Source organism: Pseudomonas sp. SMV7 (assembly GCF_052041995.1).
Classification (GTDB): Bacteria; Pseudomonadota; Gammaproteobacteria; order Pseudomonadales; family Pseudomonadaceae; genus Aquipseudomonas.
Genome location: NZ_JBKGGT010000027.1, coordinates 25,146 through 44,709 on the forward strand (window position 1 = coordinate 25,146; position 19,564 = coordinate 44,709).

The 19,564-nt window shown below is 62.7% G+C and carries 15 protein-coding genes; 7 read left to right on the plus strand and 8 right to left on the minus strand.

The annotated features are described in order from the left end of the window. Positions 1–173 precede the first annotated feature (173 nt). From panB to ACLEJP_RS23735, 6 genes are all read left to right on the plus strand, one after another. Positions 174–974 (plus strand): 3-methyl-2-oxobutanoate hydroxymethyltransferase, encoded by an 801-nt coding sequence (gene panB, locus ACLEJP_RS23710; protein WP_440810439.1) that lies wholly within the window; start codon positions 174–176, stop codon positions 972–974. Next, positions 971–1,834 carry a pantoate--beta-alanine ligase gene (panC, locus tag ACLEJP_RS23715; protein WP_440810440.1) on the plus strand — a complete coding sequence of 288 codons (864 nt, stop codon included), beginning with the start codon at positions 971–973 and terminating at the stop codon, positions 1,832–1,834. Before panB ends, panC begins: the two co-directional genes overlap by 4 nt. A gap of 185 nt (positions 1,835–2,019) precedes the next feature. After that, on the plus strand, positions 2,020–3,684 hold the full coding sequence (pgi, locus tag ACLEJP_RS23720) for a glucose-6-phosphate isomerase (protein ID WP_225779304.1): 1,665 nt from the start codon (positions 2,020–2,022) through the stop codon (positions 3,682–3,684). A 239-nt stretch (positions 3,685–3,923) separates the two neighbouring features. Continuing rightward, on the plus strand, positions 3,924–5,858 hold the full coding sequence (gene acs, locus ACLEJP_RS23725; RefSeq protein WP_440810442.1) for an acetate--CoA ligase: 1,935 nt from the start codon (positions 3,924–3,926) through the stop codon (positions 5,856–5,858). 41 nt (positions 5,859–5,899) lie between these two features. Beyond that, positions 5,900–6,769, plus strand: coding sequence for an oxygenase MpaB family protein (locus ACLEJP_RS23730; protein ID WP_440810444.1), 870 nt, complete (start codon positions 5,900–5,902; stop codon positions 6,767–6,769). A 78-nt stretch (positions 6,770–6,847) separates the two neighbouring features. Beyond that, the gene (locus tag ACLEJP_RS23735; protein ID WP_440810446.1) at positions 6,848–9,784 is read left to right on the plus strand and encodes a DUF748 domain-containing protein; all 2,937 of its coding nucleotides are present in this window, start codon (positions 6,848–6,850) and stop codon (positions 9,782–9,784) included. Between the two features lie 57 nt (positions 9,785–9,841). On the opposite strand, the gene ACLEJP_RS23740 is transcribed toward ACLEJP_RS23735, so the two are convergent. Then, positions 9,842–10,255 (minus strand): VOC family protein, encoded by a 414-nt coding sequence (locus ACLEJP_RS23740; protein WP_440810448.1) that lies wholly within the window; start codon positions 10,253–10,255, stop codon positions 9,842–9,844. A gap of 60 nt (positions 10,256–10,315) precedes the next feature. Here ACLEJP_RS23740 and ACLEJP_RS23745 point away from each other — a divergent pair, with 60 nt between their 5' ends. Then, a complete protein-coding gene (locus ACLEJP_RS23745; RefSeq protein ID WP_440810449.1) occupies positions 10,316–10,618 on the plus strand; it encodes a putative quinol monooxygenase in 303 nt (100 codons plus the stop codon). Positions 10,619–10,689: 71 nt separating this feature from the next. Here ACLEJP_RS23745 and ACLEJP_RS23750 read toward each other — a convergent pair whose 3' ends face one another. The 7 genes from ACLEJP_RS23750 to nusA form a co-directional block, all read right to left on the minus strand. After that, positions 10,690–11,040, minus strand: coding sequence for a BON domain-containing protein (locus ACLEJP_RS23750; RefSeq protein ID WP_440810451.1), 351 nt, complete (start codon positions 11,038–11,040; stop codon positions 10,690–10,692). 261 nt (positions 11,041–11,301) lie between these two features. Next, positions 11,302–13,407, minus strand: coding sequence for a polyribonucleotide nucleotidyltransferase (pnp, locus tag ACLEJP_RS23755; RefSeq protein WP_225779311.1), 2,106 nt, complete (start codon positions 13,405–13,407; stop codon positions 11,302–11,304). A gap of 250 nt (positions 13,408–13,657) precedes the next feature. Beyond that, entirely contained in the window at positions 13,658–13,927 is a 270-nt protein-coding gene (gene rpsO / locus ACLEJP_RS23760) for a 30S ribosomal protein S15 (RefSeq protein WP_003249971.1), read from the minus strand. Positions 13,928–14,074: 147 nt separating this feature from the next. After that, a complete protein-coding gene (gene truB / locus ACLEJP_RS23765) occupies positions 14,075–14,992 on the minus strand; it encodes a tRNA pseudouridine(55) synthase TruB (RefSeq protein ID WP_440810453.1) in 918 nt (305 codons plus the stop codon). 3 nt (positions 14,993–14,995) lie between these two features. Continuing rightward, positions 14,996–15,394: a 30S ribosome-binding factor RbfA gene (gene rbfA / locus ACLEJP_RS23770; RefSeq protein WP_440810455.1), complete on the minus strand. Its 399-nt coding sequence runs from the start codon at positions 15,392–15,394 to the stop codon at positions 14,996–14,998. Between the two features lie 116 nt (positions 15,395–15,510). Further along, entirely contained in the window at positions 15,511–18,051 is a 2,541-nt protein-coding gene (gene infB, locus ACLEJP_RS23775) for a translation initiation factor IF-2 (protein ID WP_170032744.1), read from the minus strand. 27 nt (positions 18,052–18,078) lie between these two features. After that, the gene (gene nusA, locus ACLEJP_RS23780) at positions 18,079–19,560 is read right to left on the minus strand and encodes a transcription termination factor NusA (RefSeq protein ID WP_170032746.1); all 1,482 of its coding nucleotides are present in this window, start codon (positions 19,558–19,560) and stop codon (positions 18,079–18,081) included. Between the last annotated feature and the right edge of the window lie 4 nt (positions 19,561–19,564).

A 19,564-nucleotide genomic window follows, 5' to 3' on the forward strand; every position in this document is an offset into this window, starting at 1 on the left:
CCCACCTCGCTCACGACTATAGGCGTCCCGTGTGGCACCGAAGTGCCGCTACCCGTATTTAGGCCCGGACGGACCTGTGCCCGAACATCACACGCGATGATGTGCCGCTCCGGAAGATGACTACGCGTTGAATGCAGTCGTTTCTTACAGCGCCTGAACGAGGAATTTCCTACATGCCTGAAGTAACCCTGACCACCCTCAATGGCCTCAAGGCCAAGGGTGAAAAAATCACCATGCTGACCTGCTATGACGCGACCTTCGCCAAGGCCGCCAGCCAGGCCGGTGTCGAAGTGTTGCTGGTGGGCGACTCGCTGGGGATGGTCCTGCAAGGCCACGACAGCACACTGCCGGTAACCACCGCGGACATGGCCTACCACACCGCCAGCGTCAAACGCGGCAACGATGGCGCGCTGATCCTCACCGACCTGCCGTTCATGGCGCATGCCACCCCGGAACAGGCTTTTGCCAACAGCGCCACGCTGATGCAGGCCGGCGCCCACATGGTCAAGATCGAAGGGGCTGCCTGGCTGGCCGAGACCATCCGCTTGCTGGCCGAGCGTGGCGTGCCGGTATGTGCACACATGGGCCTGACCCCGCAAACCGTCAACGTTCTGGGCGGCTACAAGGTCCAGGGCCGCCAGGAAGCCCAGGCCAGGCAGATGCGTGCCGACGCCATCGCCCTGGAGCAGGCTGGCGCGGCCATGCTGCTGCTCGAATGCGTGCCCAGCGAACTGGCGGCGGAAATTACCAGTGCCGTCGGTATTCCGGTGATCGGCATTGGTGCCGGCAGCGGCACCGATGGCCAGGTGCTGGTCCTGCACGACATGCTCGGCCTGTCGCTGAGCGGTCGCGTGCCGAAGTTCGTGAAGAACTTCATGCAAGGCCAGCCGGATATCCACAGCGCCATCGTCGCTTACGTCGAGGCAGTCAAGCAGGTCAGCTTCCCTGGCAGCGAACACGGGTTCAGTGCATGAATACAGTCAAGACCGTCCGCGAATTGCGCGCCGCCGTTGCTCGCGCGCGTAGTGAAGGCAAGCGCATCGGCTTCGTGCCGACCATGGGCAACCTGCACAGCGGCCACGCGGCCCTGGTAACCAAGGCCGCGCAGCGTGCCGATTTCGTGGTTGCCAGCATCTTCGTCAACCCGCTGCAGTTCGGCGCCAACGAAGACCTCGACAAATACCCACGTACCTTGGCCGCCGACCAGGAGCGCCTGCTGCAGGCCGGTTGCAACCTGTTGTTCGCCCCCACCGTCGACGAGATGTACCCAGACGGCATGAGCGTGCAAACCCGCGTCAGCGTTCCCCAGCTTTCCGAAGGCCTGTGCGGCGCCAGCCGACCCGGGCATTTCGAAGGCGTGGCCACTGTGGTTACCAAGTTGTTCAACATGGTCCAGCCCGACCTTGCCGTGTTCGGCGAAAAGGACTTCCAGCAGTTGGCGGTGATACGCGCCATGGTGCGTGACCTGAACATGCCGATCCAGGTCATTGGCGAGCCCACCGTGCGTGCCGAGGACGGCCTGGCGCTGTCGTCGCGCAACGGTTACCTGACGCCTGAGCAGCGCGCCACGGCGCCGGCGTTGTATCGCGCGTTGCAGCACATCGCTGCGGCCATCGGCCGGGGCCAGCGTGACTTCGCTGCCTTGGTTGCCGAAGGTCAGGCGCAACTGACTGCCGCGGGATTCCGCCCGGATTACCTGGAAGTGCGGCATGCCGTGAGCCTGCGTCCGGCGATGATCGATGATCGCGACCTGGTGGTGATTGCGGCGGCTTACCTGGGTAACACGCGGTTGATCGACAACCTTTACCTGCATGTGGAAGAGAAGACCGCGTAACCGCCTGGGGCTGCCTTGCAGCCCATGCGCCGCAGAGCCAGCTCCCGCAGGGGCGCAAAGCGCCCCAAATTCCCTCTGCCATACCCATTCCCTGCCAGTGGCCTTTTCCTATAATGTTGCCAGCCTGAACCCGGCAATGACTGCCGTGTCCAAGGCATCACCACGCACCAAGGGAACCCCGCGCAATGGCGTATTACCGTACACCCCACGATGTGACGGCCCTGCCCGCCTGGCAGGCGCTCCAGCAACACCGCGACGCCATGCAAGGCTTCAGCATGCGCGAAGCCTTCGCCGCCGACGCCAAACGCTTCGACCAGTTCTCCCTGAGCTCATGTGGCCTGTTCCTCGACTACTCGAAGAACCTGATCACCGAACAGACCCGTGACCTGCTGGTGAACCTGGCTGACCAGGTCGGCCTGCAAGACGCCATCAAGTCGATGTTCAGCGGCGAGATCATCAACGCCTCCGAAGGCCGCCCGGTGCTGCACACTGCCCTGCGCCGGCCGGTGGGCGACAAGCTCAGCGTCAACGGCGTGAACGTCATGCCGGAAGTGCACAAGGTGCTCAACCAGATTACCGAACTGGTCGGCCGCATCCATGACGGCCTGTGGCGCGGCTACAGCGAGAAGCCAATCACCGACGTGGTCAACATCGGCATCGGTGGTTCGTTCCTCGGCCCCGAACTGGTTTCCGAAGCGCTACTGCCGTATGCCCAACGCGGCGTGCGCTGCCACTACCTGGCGAACATCGACGGCAGTGAATTCCACGAGCTGTCGGCCAACCTGCGTGCTGAAACCACCCTGTTCATCGTCTCGTCGAAGTCGTTCAACACCCTCGAGACGCTGAAGAACGCCATGGCCGCACGCACCTGGTACCTGGCCCAGGGCGGTTCGGAAGCTGAGCTGTACCGCCACTTCATCGCTGTTTCCAGCAACAAGGCCGCGGCCGTGGCCTTCGGTATCCGCGAAGAGAACATCTTCCCGATGTGGGACTGGGTCGGCGGGCGCTACTCGCTATGGTCGGCCATCGGCCTGCCGATTGCCCTGGCCATCGGCATGGCCAACTTCAAGGAGCTGCTGTCCGGTGCCTACACCATGGACCAGCACTTCCAGACCGCACCGTTCGAAAAGAACATGCCGGTGCTGCTGGCCCTGCTGGGCGTCTGGTACGGCAACTTCTGGGGCGCAAGCAGCCACGCGATCCTGCCGTACGACCATTACCTGCGCAACATCACCAAGCACCTGCAGCAGCTGGACATGGAGTCCAACGGCAAGAGCGTGCTGCAGGATGGCAAACCGGTGAAGACCGATACCGGCCCGGTGATCTGGGGCGGCGTCGGCTGCAACGGCCAGCATGCCTACCACCAGTTGCTGCACCAGGGCACCCAGCTGATCCCGGCCGACTTCATCGTGCCGGTAGTGAGCTTCAACCCGGTCGCCGATCATCATCAGTGGCTGTACGCCAACTGCCTGTCGCAGAGCCAGGCGCTGATGCTGGGCAAGACCCGCGAGGAAGCCGAAGCCGAACTGCGCGCCAAGGGCCTGAATGAAGCGGACATCGAGAAGCTGGCCCCCCACAAGGTGATCCCGGGCAACCGCCCGAGCAACACCCTGGTAGTGGAACGCATCAGCCCGCGCCGTCTGGGCGCCCTGGTGGCGATGTACGAACACAAGGTGTTCGTGCAGAGCGTGATCTGGGGTATCAACGCCTTCGACCAGTGGGGCGTGGAACTGGGCAAGGAGCTGGGCAAGGGCGTTTACCAGCGCCTGGTCGGCAGCCTGGAAGACAGCGCCGAGGACGGCTCCACCCAGGGCCTGATCAACTACTTCCGCGGCCGTCACCGCGGTTGATCCCGACGCCACTCGATCGCTCCGTGCAGGAGCGGCCTTGTGTCGCGATGGCCCGTAGAGCGGCACCCGGGGTTTCAGCGCTGGTGCGTCAATTGTCGGGGCCGCTCGCGGCCCATCCTGACACAAGGCCGCTTCTACCAGGACCGGGCCCGGCCCCAAGGAACACCACCTCTAGCTACACTGTCCTATCGAATAGCCGTTGCAGTCCATCGCCCCTTACAAGAGCAGGACCACCCGCCATGTTCGATATCCGCAACTACCCGCAGGCCCTGGCTGTCAGCCAGTCCGCCGCACTCACCCCCGACGACTATCGCCGCCTCTACCGCCAGTCGGTCGACGACCCCGACACTTTCTGGGCCGAGCAAGCCCGACGCCTGGACTGGATCAAGCCCTGGTCGAGCGTGCAGCAGTGCGACCTGAACACCGGCCAGGCACGCTGGTTCGACGGCGGCCAGCTGAATGTCAGCTACAACTGCATCGACCGCCACCTGGCCCGGCGCGGCGACCAGACCGCCTTGCTATGGGAAGGTGACGACCCCAAGGATGCCAAGGCCATCACCTACCGCGAACTGCACCGTCAGGTCTGCCGCCTGGCCAATGCCCTGAAAGCGCGCGGGGTGAAGAAAGGCGACCGGGTATGCATCTACATGCCGATGATCCCCGAGGCCGCCTTCGCCATGCTCGCCTGTACCCGCATCGGCGCCATCCACTCGGTGGTGTTCGGTGGTTTCTCACCCGATGCCCTGCGCGACCGCATTCTCGATGCCGACTGCCGCACCGTGATCACGGCTGATGAAGGCGTGCGCGGCGGCAAGCGCATCCCGCTGAAACAGAACGTCGACAAAGCGCTGCTCAGCTGCCCCGCAGTCAGCAGCGTGTTCGTGGTACGCCGCACTGGCACCGATGTCGCCTGGGCTGAAGGCCGCGATCTCTGGTACCACGAGGCAACGGAAAAGGCCGGCGACGATTGCCCTGTCGAGCCGATGGAGGCCGAAGACCCACTGTTCATCCTGTATACCTCCGGCAGCACCGGCAAACCCAAGGGCGTGCTGCATACCACCGGCGGTTACCTGCTGCAGGCCACCCTTACCTTCAAGGTGGTGTTCGACTACCGCGACGGCGAGGTGTTCTGGTGCACCGCCGACGTCGGCTGGGTCACCGGCCACAGCTACATCGTCTATGGCCCACTGGCCAATGGCGCGGTCTCGCTGATGTTCGAAGGAGTGCCCAACTACCCCGACACCTCGCGCTTCTGGCAGGTGGTGGACAAGCACAAGGTGAACATCTTCTACACCGCCCCAACTGCCTTGCGCGCCCTGATGCGCGAAGGCGACGGGCCGCTGCAGGGCACCTCCCGCCAGAGCCTGCGCCTGCTCGGCAGCGTCGGCGAGCCGATCAACCCGGAAGCCTGGGAATGGTATTTCGAAGCCGTCGGACAGAAGCGCTGCCCCATCGTCGATACCTGGTGGCAAACCGAAACCGGCGGCATCATGATCACCCCTCTGCCCGGCTCGCAGGTGCTCAAGCCCGGCTGCGCCAGCCAGCCCATGTTCGGCGTGCAACCGCTGCTGCTGGATGACAAGGGCAAGCTGGTCGAAGGCCCGGGGGCCGGCCTGCTGGTCATCAAGGCCAGCTGGCCAGGGCAGATCCGTAGCGTCTATGGCGACCATCAGCGCATGGTCGACACTTACTTCAAACCCATGCCCGGCTATTACTTCACCGGCGACGGCGCCCGCCGCGACGCCGATGGCGACTACTGGATCACCGGGCGCATCGATGACGTGATCAATGTCTCCGGGCACCGCATCGGTACTGCCGAAGTGGAAAGCGCACTGGTGCTGCATGACAGCGTCGCTGAAGCAGCCGTAGTCGGTTATCCCCACGACCTCAAGGGCCAGGGGGTCTACGCCTTTGTCACGACGATGAACGGGGTAACCCCGGACGAGGCGCTCAAGGCCGAGCTTCTGGCACTGGTCAGCAAGGAAATCGGCAGCTTCGCCAAACCCGAGCTGATCCAGTGGGCCCCGGCACTGCCCAAGACACGCTCAGGCAAGATCATGCGGCGTATACTGCGCAAGATCGCCTGCAACGAGCTGGACAACCTGGGCGATACCTCGACCCTGGCCGACCCCAGCGTGGTACAGGGCCTGATCGACAAACGCCTCAACCAGTAACCGGTAGCCGCTCTCGTGGCTACCCTGCATGACAGGTCGCCATGGAAGCCCTTCGCCGCCGCATCGAAACCCAGGTCATGAGCCTTACCGGGCTGGCCCTCGGCCAGCTCGACCTCGAATCACCCAAGGGCGACCCCGGCCTGTTCGGCCCGCACAGCATCAGCTGGCGAGTGCATGGCGACTTCCCGAGCATGCTGGTGGGCGGCATCAGCGCCCTCATGTTGCAGCTTCTGCACCCGCTGGCCCTGGCCGGGGTGTGGGATCATTCCAACTTCCGTGAAGACCTGCTCGGGCGCCTCCGGCGTACCAGCCAGTTCATCTCCGGCACTACCTTCGGCGCCACCCGCGATGCCGAGTGGCTGATCGAAAAGGTCCGCACCCTCCACCTGCAGGTAACCGGTACCGCACCGGACGGCCGTTCGTACGCCGCCAGCGACCCGGACTTGCTCACCTGGGTGCACGTGGCGGAAGTCAGCAGCTTCCTGAATGCCCACCTGCGTTACTGCAATCCGCAGCTTGCACCCGCCGAACAGGACGCCTATTACGCGGAGATCGCGCTGATCGCCGAGCGCCTGGGTGCACGCGACGTGCCGCGTTCGCGCCAGCAGGTCGAGAATTACCTGCAACACATGCGCCCGCAGTTGCGCTGTGACGCCCGCAGCCGCCAGGTGCTCGAGATCCTGCTCGATGCTCCCGCGCCCAGCCGCCTGGCACAGCCGGTGGGCAAGCTGATGCTGCACGCTGGCCTCGACCTGTTACCAGACTGGGCCCAGGCCATGCTCGGCGTGCAGCGCGGCACGCTGCAGCAGCGCATCATCCGCCTGGGCCTGCTACGCACCGCGCCGCTGCTGCGCTGGGCCATGCGCAACGGCTCGGCACAGCGGGCGAAACGGCGCATGGGCATCGAATGAGGACCAATGGTCGCCGCTGCGGAACTGATTTAACGTGCCATACTCCAAGCTCTCCTGCTTAGACAGACGAAGCGACACATGTACAAAGGATTGACTCGCGCCGCAGGCGCACTGCTGGCCCTGGTAGCACTCTACAGCCTTCTTGGCTTTCTCGTCCTTCCCGGTGTCGCGTTGCGCATCGCCAACCAGCAGTTGGCTCAGTACGCGACCGTGCCTGCCCACCTTGAACGGATCGAACTCAACCCCTTCAGCCTCGAACTGACGCTATGGGGCCTGCAGATCGGCGAGCCAGGCAAGGAACAGGTCGGCTTTGAGCGGCTGTATGCCAATCTTTCGCTCGACAGCCTGTGGAGCGGTGCACTGCACCTGGAAGCGGTGGAACTGCTCAAGCCGCGCAACGAAGTGTTGTTCGCCAAGGACGGCACGCTCAACCTGACTCGCCTGTTCAAGCTGCCCGCCAGCCAGGCCAAGCCCGACGAGCCGCCCAGCGACCCGTTCCCGCTGCGCATCGGCAGCATCAAGCTGAGCGACGGCTACCTGCACTTCGAGGACCTGCGCCCGAGCGAGCCGATCGAGTTCCTCTACGACAACATGAACCTGGAGCTGAAGAACCTCAGCACCTTGCCCAACGACAATGCCGACATGACCTTGGTGGCGAACGGCCCGAATGGCGGGCGCATCGACTGGAAAGGTACGCTGAGCCTGGCGCCAATCGCCTCCGAGGGCACGCTGAAAGTCACCGAAGGCAAGATGAAGGCGTTCTGGCCTTATGTACGCGATGCCGTGCCCTTGGTGCTTGAAGAGGGTGTGGTCAGCCTCGACACCCATTACAAGCTCAACCTCGCCAAGCAGACCGAACTGCTGCTGGACAACGCCTCGCTGCGCATCGCACCGTTCGCCATCAAGGCGCCGGATGGCCGCCCACTGGCTCGCCTGGCCAGCCTGGAGGTGAGCGAGACCTCAGTCGACCTGGTCAAGCAACTGGTCACCGTGGGCAAGATCCGCAGCGAAAAACTGGAGACCTGGGCTGCGCTGGAAAAGGACGGCCAGCTCGATTGGCAGAAGCTGTTCGCCAGCCAGCCGGCCAAGGCCACGCCGAAAGAAAAGGCCGAACCGGCCGCCGCTGAGCCCACGGCCAAAGAGCAAGCGGCAAAAGAGCCGAGCAAGCCCTGGCAGGTACTGCTCAAGGACGTGCAACTGCGTAACTACCTGGTGCACCTGGCAGACCGTACGCAGAAGGAGCCGGTGGCCCTCGACGTGGGCCCGCTCAACGCCGACCTGCAAGGGTTCGACAGCCTCAACCAGTCACCCTTCAGCCTCAAGCTCGATACCGGCGTGGGTAGACAAGGCAAGCTGCAGGCCACCGGCCAGGTCAACCTGGCGCCGATCTGGGCCAAGCTGGATGTCAGCACCCGCGACATCGACCTGCGCGTCGCCCAGGCCTATATCAGCCCGTTCATCCTCCTGGAACTGCGCAGTGGCATGCTCTCCAGCGACCTCAATGTCGACCTGAAGAACACCTCGCCGCTGGCCTTCAACGTCACCGGCAAGGCACAGGTGAGCCAGCTGCATACCCTCGACACCATCAAGAGCCGCGATTTCGTCAAATGGCAGCAGGTGAATGTCGACGGCCTGTCCTACGTGCATGGCGATGCGCTGTCGATCGACAAGGTGACCCTGCAGCAGCCTTATGCACGCTTCATCATCAACGAAGACCGTACCACCAACATCAATGACCTGCTGATCCCGCAGCCGGCCGGCGCACCGGCCCAGGCCCAGGCCAAGCCGGCGCCGGCCAGCAGTGGCAAGCCGCTGGGCATCCACATCGGCCAGATCGACATCAACGACGGCTCGGCCAACTTCGCCGACCTGTCCCTCACGCCCAACTTCGCCACCGCCATCCAGCAGCTCAACGGCCAGGTCGGCACCATCGACAATCGCAAGCCGGTACCGGCCAAGGTCGACGTCAAGGGCAAGGTCGACCGCTACGCGCCAGTTACCATCAAGGGTGCACTCAACCCGTTCAACCCGTTGGCCAGCCTGGACATCGCCACCAGCTTCAAGCGCGTCGAGCTGACCACCCTGACGCCTTATTCCGGCAAGTTCGCCGGCTTCCGCATCCGCAAGGGGCGGCTCAACCTCGACCTGCATTACCTCATCACCAATGGCCAGCTCAAGGCCGAGAACAAAGTGGTGGTGGAGCAGCTGCAACTGGGCGAGAAGGTCGACAGCCCGGATGCAGTGGACCTGCCGATCCGCCTGGCGGTGGCGCTGCTGAAGGATACCGAGGGCAAGATCTCGATCGAGCTGCCGGTATCCGGCGACCTCAACAACCCACAGTTCAGCGTAATGCCGATCGTCTGGCAGACCCTGCGCAACCTGGTACTGCGCGCAGCACAGGCGCCGTTCAAGTTCATTGGCGGGCTGGTTACTGGCGGCGGCTCGGAAGACCTGGGCAGCGTGGCCTTCGCCCCGGGCTCCAGCGAGCTTGGCCAGGACGCCCAGGCCTCGCTGGACAAGCTGGCCTCGGCGCTGAAGGAACGCCCGGAACTGCGCCTGGAAATCGAAGGCACCAGCGCCCAGGCCAGCGACGGCCCGCTGATCGCCCAGCAGCGGCTGGAACGCGAATACCAGGCTACCTGGTACAAGATCCTGCAACGCCGGGGCGACAAGGTACCGGCCAATGCATCCATGCTGGTGGTCGATGACAGTGACAAACCGGCGATGCTGGAAGGCATCTACCGCAACCGCCTGAAGCAGCAACCACCTGCCGAATGGGAGCAACTGGGCCGCGAAGAACGCACGGCCAGGTTGCGCGAGGCGGTGATCAAGTCGTGGGCCGAGAGCACTGCGCTGCTGCGTACACTGGGCCAGGAGCGGGCCAGCAGCATCAAGGATTACCTGGTGGACAAGGGCCAGCTGGAAGATGACCGGGTGTATTTCATCGATACCAACCTGGGGCAGCCCGAGAGCGACGGGCGGGTGGTGACGCCGATGCACCTGGATGCTGAATAAACAGTGTGAACCTGTACCGGCTCTCCGCGGCCAAAGCCGCAAAGGGCCGGTACAGGTTCACACCAGACGCTGTCCCGACACCGCCGGGTGATACAGTGGCTGCACCTTGTTCCCAGCCGGGTCCAACAGATGGAAGCTGCGCGCGCCGTCGCCGTGGTTGAACGGCTTGTCGAGCAAGGTCACGCCACGCGCCTTGAAGTACTGGTACCAAGCCTCCAGCTCCTCCACGCTGTCGACGATGAACCCATAATGGTCAAGGGTCTGCAAGCCATTGGCCGCCCCAGCCCCGCGCCCCAGCGACAGGTTGTCGTTACCACAGGTCAGGTACACCAGGTCCTCGTTGGCGCGATTCAGTACTTCCATGCCCAGCACATCGACGTAGAAGCGCTCACACTCTTCCAGGTTGGGTACCAACAAGGCAATGTGGCGCAGGCCGTTCAGACGACCAGGACGGGCAGGCAATTCAGACATTGGCAGGGCTCCTTTTTTGTATACAATTCGAAATCGAATTTAAAACAAAAGGAACGCCTTGTGTATAGCCTGTTCATCAAGACCCGCGTGAAACGCGGCTGTGTGGAGGACTTTCTGGCCGCGATCAAAGCCAATGCCGAGGCCTCCGTAGGCACCGAGCCGGGCTGCCTGGTGTTCGATGTGTCGCAGGACCGGGGCGACCCGGAGGTGATCTACCTGTACGAGATCTACCGTGACGATGCAGCGTATGAAGCGCATACCCAGACCGCGCATTTTCGCGACAGCCGTCCATTGGTGGAACCGCTGATCGTTGAACAAGAATGCTTCGAGAGTGATGTGGTTTCGCGCAACCCGATGGTGTAATTGAAAAGGGGCCGCATAGCGGCCCCTTTCGGTGTAGGTGGCCAAATCCCTTTGGCCGACGGGACATCCTCTTACTCGGCCTTCAGGCCATCAGCCGAAACGGCCTGTACACCTTTGATCTTCTTGGCGATGGCAATCGCCGTCTCTTTCTGTGCAGAGGTCACCGGCGTGTCAGAGGACAGCGACACGACGCCTTTATTGGTTTCGACCTTGATATCGCTTCCAGGCACACCTTTCTCGGTCATCAGGTCAGCCTTCACCTTGGTGGTGATCCAGGTGTCAGAGGCCGCTTCCTTGGTCTTGGTCACCTCACCGGCCGCCAGCGTCATCGGGGCCTGGGTGGATTGCTGGGCGAATGCCGCGTTAGCCATGGTCAGGGTCAGAGCGGTAGCAGTAGCGGCAGCAATGGCGAACTTCTTCATGTGGGTCACTCCTGTTTTTCGAAAGGTCTGCGCCGTATGTCCTGGCGACAGGTACAAGAGTAGTTGCATGCGCTATGCCAGCTTTAGCGTTTCGCTTGCGCCCTTTCAAATCAAAGGGTTAGCGAAATCACAAAGCAATCAGGGTCGTGCAATTTGCAATCTGCGCGGTCAACCTGCATGCAAGATGCAAGTCCGCAAAAGTTTCCCTTGGCGCATGAAAAAAGGGCCCCGAAGGGCCCTCTTTTCATGCGAGACAGTCGCTTAGACGCCCGAGGCCTTGGCCGCGGCGACGTCTTTGATCGACAGCTTGATACGGCCGCGGTTGTCCACGTCCAGTACCAGCACTTCGACTTCCTGGCCTTCCTTGAGCACGTCGGTGACTTTCTCGACGCGAGCATCGCTCAGCATGGAGATGTGCACCAGGCCGTCCTTGCCGGGCAGGATATTGACGAAGGCGCCGAAGTCGACGATGCGCTCGACCTTGCCGACGTAGATCTTGCCGATCTCGGCCTCGGCGGTGATGCCCAGGATGCGCTGCTTGGCAGCATCTGCGGCTTCCTTGGTTTCGCCGAAGATCTTGATCGAGCCGTCGTCTTCGATATCGATCGAAGCCTTGGTCTCTTCGCAGATGGCGCGAATGGTGGCGCCGCCCTTGCCGATCACGTCACGGATCTTGTCGGTGTCGATCTTCATCGCGATCATGGTCGGGGCATTGGCCGACAGCTCGCTGCGCGACTGGGCGATGATCTGGTTCATCTGGCCAAGGATGTTCAGGCGCGCTTCCAGGGCCTGGCCCAGGGCGATTTCCATGATCTCTTCGGTGATGCCGTTGATCTTGATGTCCATCTGCAGCGCGGTGACGCCTTTGGCGGTACCGGCTACCTTGAAGTCCATGTCGCCCAGGTGGTCTTCGTCACCCAGGATGTCGGTCAGGACGGCGAACTTGTCACCTTCCTTGACCAGGCCCATGGCGATACCGGCAACCGGCGCCTTCATCGGCACGCCAGCGTCCATCAGCGCCAGGGAAGCACCACACACCGAAGCCATGGAGCTGGAACCGTTGGATTCGGTGATTTCCGAAACCACGCGGATGGTGTACGGGAACTCGCTGTCGCTCGGCAGCATGGCTTGCACGCCACGACGGGCCAGGCGGCCGTGGCCGATTTCACGACGGCCAGCGCCGCCCATGCGGCCGCACTCACCTACCGAGAACGGTGGGAAGTTGTAGTGCAGCATGAAGGCGTCTTTCTTCTCGCCTTCCAGGGTGTCCAGCAGTTGCGCGTCACGCGCAGTACCCAGGGTCGCGACGACCAGGGCCTGGGTCTCGCCACGGGTGAACAGTGCCGAACCGTGGGTTTTCGGCAGGACGCCGACTTCGATGTTCAGCGGGCGCACGGTGCGGGTGTCACGGCCGTCGATACGCGGCTTGCCGTTGACGATGTTCTCGCGGACGGTGCGGTATTCCAGCTCGCCGAAGATCTCTTTGATGGCAGCGGCGGACGGGCCGGTCTCTTCGTTGCTCAGACGGGCAACAGCCTCGTCGCGCAGCTGGCCCAGGCGGTTGTAGCGGTCGGCCTTCTGGGTGATGGTGTAGGCCTGCGAAACGGCTTCGCCGAACTCGGCACGCACCAGGTTCATCAGCTCGGTGTTGGCCGGGGCTGGCTGCCAGTCCCAGGTTGGCTTGCCGGCTTCGGCGGCCAGTTCCTTGACGGCCTGGATCACGGCCTGGAATTCGTCGTGGGCGAACAGCACGGCGCCCAGCATCTGGTCTTCGGTCAGCTCTTTGGCTTCCGATTCGACCATCAGTACAGCCGATTCGGTACCGGCAACGACCATGTCCAGGCTCGAGGCAGCCAGTTGTTCGTAGGTCGGGTTCAGCAGGTAGCCAGTGCTTTCGTGGAAGGCAACGCGGGCGGCGCCGATCGGGCCTTCGAACGGAATGCCGGAAATGGCCAGGGCAGCCGAGGTACCGATCATCGCGGCGATGTCCGGGTCGGTCTTCTTGCTGGTGGAAACCACGGTGCAGACAACCTGCACTTCGTTCATGAAGCCTTCAGGGAACAGCGGGCGGATCGGACGGTCGATCAGGCGCGAGGTCAGCGTCTCTTTCTCGGAAGGACGGCCTTCACGCTTGAAGAAGCCACCCGGGATCTTGCCGGCGGCGTAGGTCTTTTCCTGGTAGTGGACCGACAGCGGGAAGAAGCCCTTGCCTGGGTCGGCCTGCTTGGCACCGACCACGGTCACCAGCACGGTGACGTCGTTGTCGACGGTAACCAGCACGGCGCCGGTTGCCTGACGGGCAATACGGCCCGTTTCGAGAGTAACGGTCGATTGACCGAACTGGAATTTCTTGATTACCGGGTTCACGGTTTCCTACCTTTTTTCAGTGGCTCTGGGGGAACTGGTTTCTTGCGAATTCTTGGGCAGAACGGGGAATCGGCCCCATTGACCGTCCAGATACAACACGAGGCTGGGAGCCTGGCACCAAGCGGAAGATCCGCTCAGCATTGCCAGGCTGCCAACCTCGGAGATACGCGTGGCGTGTCCAACGGCAGCACTGCAAAACAGCCCTGCCGAAGCCTGCGACACGCCATGCACACCACTGGCCAGGCCGCTATTAGCGACGCAGACCCAGGCGACCGATCAGGGCGCTGTAACGAGTGGTGTCTTTGCCCTTCAGGTAATCCAGCAGCTTACGACGCTGGTTGACCATACGGATCAGACCACGACGGGAGTGGTGGTCTTTGTCGTTGGCCTTGAAGTGGCCTTGCAGCTTGTTGATGTTGGCGGTCAGCAGAGCAACCTGCACTTCCGGGCTACCGGTATCGCCGGCGGCTTGCTGGTATTCGGCAACGATCTGAGCTTTTTCTTCAACGCTGAGGGCCATGTGGCTTCTCCTGATAACGGATCCCGCACGCGGGGTCCAATAGGCCAGGGACAAATCCCTGTATTAATAAAAAAGGTGTGACCGTGCCTACTGACAGCCACCCTTGTTGCCGTGGGGTTTGGCGGTTGCCTGGCCCTACGGTTTCGGTCATTCCGACCGAATCAGCCGACGCGGCGCAATGCGCCCGTCTTCGCTCACTTCACCAATACCGATGAAGCGCGCATTGTGATCCTGTACCCGGACCATGCCAAATTGGGGTGCGTCCGGCGCGCGTACCGCCTGGCCATGCAGCCAGTAGAAGGCACTGTGCTCGGACAGGCACACCAGTGGCCAGTCCTGCAGGCCGCTGTCCGAAGGCATCAGGAAGCGGTCGAGCGCTTCGTTACCGCCTTCGGCGTGGGCCTGTTCGAGTTCCTCGAGGGTGACCGTCTGTGCCAGCACGAAGGGCCCGGCCTGGGTCCTGCGCAGCTCGGCGACATAGGCGCCGCAGCCAAGGGCCTCGCCGATATCCTCCACCAGGGTGCGGATATAGGTGCCTTTGCTGCATCCTACGCTCAACCGTGCACGGGTGCCTTCGCACTCGAGCAACTCCAAGCGGCCAATAGTAACAGAACGCGCCTCGCGCTCCACTACCTCTCCCGCACGTGCCAGCTTGTACAGTGGCTGGCCGTCACGCTTGAGCGCCGAGTACATCGGCGGTATCTGGCTGATCTGGCCACGGAAACGCGGCAACACTGCCTCGATGTCGGCACGACCAACGGTCACTTCGCGGGTCTGCAGCACTTCACCTTCAGCGTCGCCGGTGTTGGTCGTCTGCCCCATCTGCATGACCGTTTCGTAGCCCTTGTCCGAATCGAGCAGGTACTGCGAAAACTTGGTCGCTTCACCAAAGCACAGCGGCAGCACGCCGGTGGCCAACGGGTCGAGGCTGCCGGTGTGGCCGGCCTTTTCCGCATTGAGCAGCCAGCGCACTTTTTGCAGCGCAGCGTTGGAAGTGAAGCCCAGCGGCTTGTCGAGCAGGATGATGCCGCTGACGTTGCGGCGGATACGTTTGACCTGGGCCACCGCTTACTCCTCGGTGTCCGGCTGGTCGGCATCCTTGTGCTGACGGTCCTCGGCGACCGCGCGCTCGATCAGTGCCGACAGGTGGGCACCACGGCTGACGCTTTCGTCGAAGTGGAAATGCAGTTGCGGCACGCTGCGCAGTTGCATGACCCGGCCCAGGTGCAGGCGCAGGAAGCGCGCGGCGCTGGTCAGGGCCTTGAGGGTCTGCGGTACGGCGTCAGTGCCGTCAGCGTCCATCACGGTGATGAACACCTTGGCGTGGCCAAGGTCGCGGCTGACGTCGACGGCCGTGATGGTCACCAGGCCGACGCGCGGGTCTTTGACTTCACGGCGGATCAGCTCCGACAGCTCGCGCTGCATCTGGTCGCCGATGCGTTGGGTACGGCTATATTCTTTTGCCATTCTTGCTACCTGTAACTTAAAGCGGCAAACGCCCGGTCAGGCTGAAGCCTGACCGGGCGCTACCTTCAGAGGTGCTGCCAGCCGCCCTGGGGCGGGGCCTGCACCACGCTCGCCCCTTACAGGGTACGAGCCACCTGGACTTTCTCGAAGACTTCGATCTTGTCGCCGACCTTGACGTCGTTGTAGCTCTTCACGCCAATACCGCACTCCATGCCCGAACGGACTTCGGAGGCATCGTCCTTGAAGCGACGCAGCGACTCCAGCTCGCCTTCGAAGATCACAACGTCTTCGCGCAGTACGCGGATCGGACGGTTGCGGTACACGGTACCCTCGATGACCATACAGCCAGCGATGGCGCCGAACTTCGGCGAACGGAACACGTCACGCACTTCGGCGACACCCAGGATGTTCTCGCGAACATCGCTGCCGAGCATGCCGGTCAGGGCCTTCTTGACGTCTTCGATGATGTCGTAGATCACGTTGTAATAACGCATATCCAGACCTTCCTGCTCGACAATCTTGCGCGCACCGGCATCGGCACGCACGTTGAAGCCGAACAGTACTGCATTCGAAGCCAGCGCCAGGTTGGCGTCGCTTTCGGTGATACCACCGACGCCGCCACCGATCACGCGCACCTGAACTTCGTCGTTGCCCAGGCCCGACAGCGAGCCCTGCAGTGCTTCCAGGGAACCACGCACGTCGGTCTTGAGGACGATGTTGAGGGTCTTCTTCTCTTCCTGACCCATGGTCTCGAAGATGTTTTCCAGCTTGCCGGCGTGAGCACGGGCCAGCTTGACCTCGCGGTACTTGCCTTGACGGAACAGGGCCACTTCACGGGCCTTCTTCTCGTCGGCCACCACGGACAGCTCGTCACCGGCTTCCGGGGTACCATCCAGGCCGAGAATCTCGACCGGGATCGACGGGCCGGCTTCCTTCACAGGCTTGCCGTTCTCGTCGAGCATGGCACGCACGCGGCCATAGTTGGAGCCGCACAGGACCATGTCGCCCTGACGCAGGGTACCGTCCTGAACCAGGATGGTGGCCACTGGACCACGGCCCTTGTCCAGGCGCGATTCGACGACCACGCCACGACCTGGAGCGGTCGGGGTAGCGGTCAGCTCGAGGATCTCGGCCTGCAGCAGGACGGCTTCGAGCAGCTCGTCGACACCGGTACCCATCTTCGCCGAAACCTTGACGAACGGAGTGTCACCACCCCAGTCCTCGGAGGTCACGCCTTCGACGGCCAGCTCGTTACGGATGCGGTCGATGTCGGCACCCGGCTTGTCGATCTTGTTCACCGCGACCACCAGCGGAACGCCAGCTGCCTTGGCATGCTGAACGGCTTCGCGCGTCTGCGGCATCACGCCGTCGTCCGCTGCCACCACCAGGATGACGATGTCGGTGGCCTTGGCACCACGGGCGCGCATTGCGGTGAACGCAGCGTGGCCCGGGGTATCGAGGAAGGTGACCATGCCGCGATCGGTTTCCACGTGGTAGGCACCGATGTGCTGGGTAATGCCACCGGCTTCGCCTGCGGCAACCTTGGCACGACGGATGTAGTCGAGCAGCGAGGTCTTACCGTGGTCAACGTGACCCATGACGGTAACGACCGGTGCACGCGATTCGACTTCACCTTCAAATTTCAGCGATTCGGCCAGGGAGTCTTCCAGGGCGGTATCGCTGACCAGGGTCACCTTGTGGCCCAGTTCTTCGGCGACCAGCTGAGCGGTTTCCTGGTCGAGCACCTGGTTGATGGTGACCGGGGTACCCAGCTTGAACATGAACTTGACCACTTCAGCGGCCTTGACCGACATCTGCTGGGCCAGTTCCGAGACGGTGATGGTCTCGCCGATGGTCACGTCACGAATGACCGGACCGGTCGGGTTCTGGAAGCCATGCTGGTTGCGTTTCTTCAGCTTGCTCTTGCCACCGCGGCCACGGCGTACGCCATCGCTCTCTTCATCGGTGGTGCGCGGCGCGGCACGAGGAGTCGGAGCCTTTTCCTTCTCCTTGACCTTGACCTTGATCGACACGCGTGGGGCCTCGCCACGACGCTCGCCACCGCGACGGTCTTCGTCACGGGTGCGACCTTCGTTACGACGGGCTTCGTCCTTCTTGCGCTCGGCAGCACGGGCTGCGGCGTCTTCGGAGGCCGGGGCGTCGGCAACTACCGGGGCCGGGGCAGCGGCAGGTGCCGGCTCCGGCTTGGCAGCAGGCGCAGGTGCGGCGGCAGCGGTTTCGGCAGCCTGACGGCGAGCCTGCTCTTCGTTGCGCTGGCGAACTTCGGCCTCGACCTTCTCGCGAGCGGCGTTTTCGGCCGCGCGACGCTCTTCCAGCTCACGCTTCTGCTCAGCCTGGATTTCTTCCGGGCTGCGCTGCACGAATACTTTCTTCTTGCGTACTTCTACGCTGATGCTCTTGCTACCGGCGACACGCAGGGTGCTGGTGGTTTTGCGCTGCAAGGTAATCTTGCGCGGCTCTTCCGCCTTGCTCTTGTGGCTGCTCTTCAAATGAGTCAGCAGGGTCTGCTTCTCATTGTCGGTCACTACCTGACCGGCGTCGGTGTGCGGCAGACCTGCCTCACGCATCTGCTGCAGCAGGCGCTCTACCGGTGCCTCGACCTCTTGGGCCAGTTCTTTCACCGTGACTTGCGTCATGCACTTCTCTCCTCAGGCCGCGCCTAATTACTCGAACCAGTGGGCTCGGGCGGCCATGATCAACTTGCCGGCACGCTCTTCGTCGATGCCGTCGATGTCGAGCAGATCGTCAATCGACTGCTCGGCCAGGTCTTCGCGGTTAACCACGCCGCGCACCGCCAGTTCCGCCGCCAGGTCCTTGTCCATGCCCTCGAGGGAGAGCAGGTCTTCGGCTGGGTGGGCATCTGCCAGTTTTTCTTCGGTAGCGATGGCCTTGGTCAACAAACGGTCCTTGGCTCGAGCGCGGAGCTCATTGACGATCTCTTCGTCAAAGCCATCGATGTTGAGCATTTCTTCCAACGGTACGTAGGCAATTTCTTCGAGGCTGGTGAAGCCTTCGTCGACCAGCACTTGGGCCAGCTCCTCGTCGACTTCCAGTTCATCGATGAAATTGCGCAGGATGTCACCGGTTTCGGCCTGCTGCTTGGCCTGGATGTCCTTCTCGGTCATCACGTTCAGGGTCCAGCCGGTCAGCTGGCTGGCCAGGCGAACGTTCTGACCGCCACGGCCAATGGCCTGGGCCAGGTTGTCCTCGGCGACGGCGATGTCCATGGCATGGGCATCTTCATCAACGATGATCGCCGCGACTTCAGCCGGCGACATGGCGTTGATGACGAACTGCGCCGGGTTATCGTCCCACAGGACGATATCCACACGCTCACCACCCAGCTCCCCGGATACGGCCTGGACGCGCGAACCACGCATGCCGATACAGGCACCTTGCGGGTCGATGCGCTTGTCCTTGGAGCGGACGGCGATCTTGGCTCGCGAACCCGGATCACGGGAAGCAGCCATGACTTCGATGAGGCCCTCGGCAATTTCCGGCACTTCAATGCGGAAAAGCTCGATCAGCATCTGTGGCGCGGTGCGCGACAGGATCAGCTGTGGGCCACGGTTTTCGGTGCGAATTTCCTTCAGCAGCGCACGCAGGCGCACGCCAACACGGAAGGTTTCGCGCGGAATGATGTCTTCGCGGGCCAGCAGGGCCTCGGCGTTGTTGCCCAGGTCAACGATGACGTTGTCGCGGGTGACCTTCTTGACGGTGCCGGAAATGATCTCGCCAACGCGCTCGCGGTAGGCATCGACCACCTGGGCACGCTCGGCCTCACGGACCTTCTGCACGATGACCTGCTTGGCGGTCTGGGCGGCGATACGGCCGAACTCGATCGACTCGATCTTCTCTTCGATCACGTCACCGACCTTGGCTTCAGGGTGGGTGTCCTTGATCTTGTCCAGCCAGGTCTCGATCGCCGGATCATCAAGATCGGCTTCGTCGACCACGGTCCAGCGACGGAAGGTCTCGTAGCTACCGGTGTGGCGGTTGATCTCCACACGCAGGTCGACTTCGTCTTCAAAACGTTTTTTGGTTGCAGTGGCCAGGGCCACTTCCAGCGCTTCGAAAATGACGCCGGGCGGTACACCTTTTTCGTTGGATACCGATTCAACAACCAGCAGTACTTCTTTGCTCATCGTA

Bases quoted from the DNA above. Each gene is read 5' to 3' on its own strand.
- infB (WP_170032744.1), bottom strand. From the start codon at position 18,051: ATGACGCAAGTCACGGTGAAAGAACTGGCCCAAGAGGTCGAGGCACCG.
- ACLEJP_RS23740 (WP_440810448.1), bottom strand. From the start codon at position 10,255: ATGTCTGAATTGCCTGCCCGTCCTGGTCGTCTGAACGGCCTGCGCCAC.
- panB (WP_440810439.1), top strand. From the start codon at position 174: ATGCCTGAAGTAACCCTGACCACCCTCAATGGCCTCAAGGCCAAGGGT.
- ACLEJP_RS23735 (WP_440810446.1), top strand. From the start codon at position 6,848: ATGTACAAAGGATTGACTCGCGCCGCAGGCGCACTGCTGGCCCTGGTA.
- rpsO (WP_003249971.1), bottom strand. From the start codon at position 13,927: ATGGCCCTCAGCGTTGAAGAAAAAGCTCAGATCGTTGCCGAATACCAG.
- pgi (WP_225779304.1), top strand. From the start codon at position 2,020: ATGGCGTATTACCGTACACCCCACGATGTGACGGCCCTGCCCGCCTGG.
- rbfA (WP_440810455.1), bottom strand. From the start codon at position 15,394: ATGGCAAAAGAATATAGCCGTACCCAACGCATCGGCGACCAGATGCAG.
- panC (WP_440810440.1), top strand. From the start codon at position 971: ATGAATACAGTCAAGACCGTCCGCGAATTGCGCGCCGCCGTTGCTCGC.
- nusA (WP_170032746.1), bottom strand. From the start codon at position 19,560: ATGAGCAAAGAAGTACTGCTGGTTGTTGAATCGGTATCCAACGAAAAA.
- ACLEJP_RS23730 (WP_440810444.1), top strand. From the start codon at position 5,900: ATGGAAGCCCTTCGCCGCCGCATCGAAACCCAGGTCATGAGCCTTACC.
- ACLEJP_RS23750 (WP_440810451.1), bottom strand. From the start codon at position 11,040: ATGAAGAAGTTCGCCATTGCTGCCGCTACTGCTACCGCTCTGACCCTG.
- acs (WP_440810442.1), top strand. From the start codon at position 3,924: ATGTTCGATATCCGCAACTACCCGCAGGCCCTGGCTGTCAGCCAGTCC.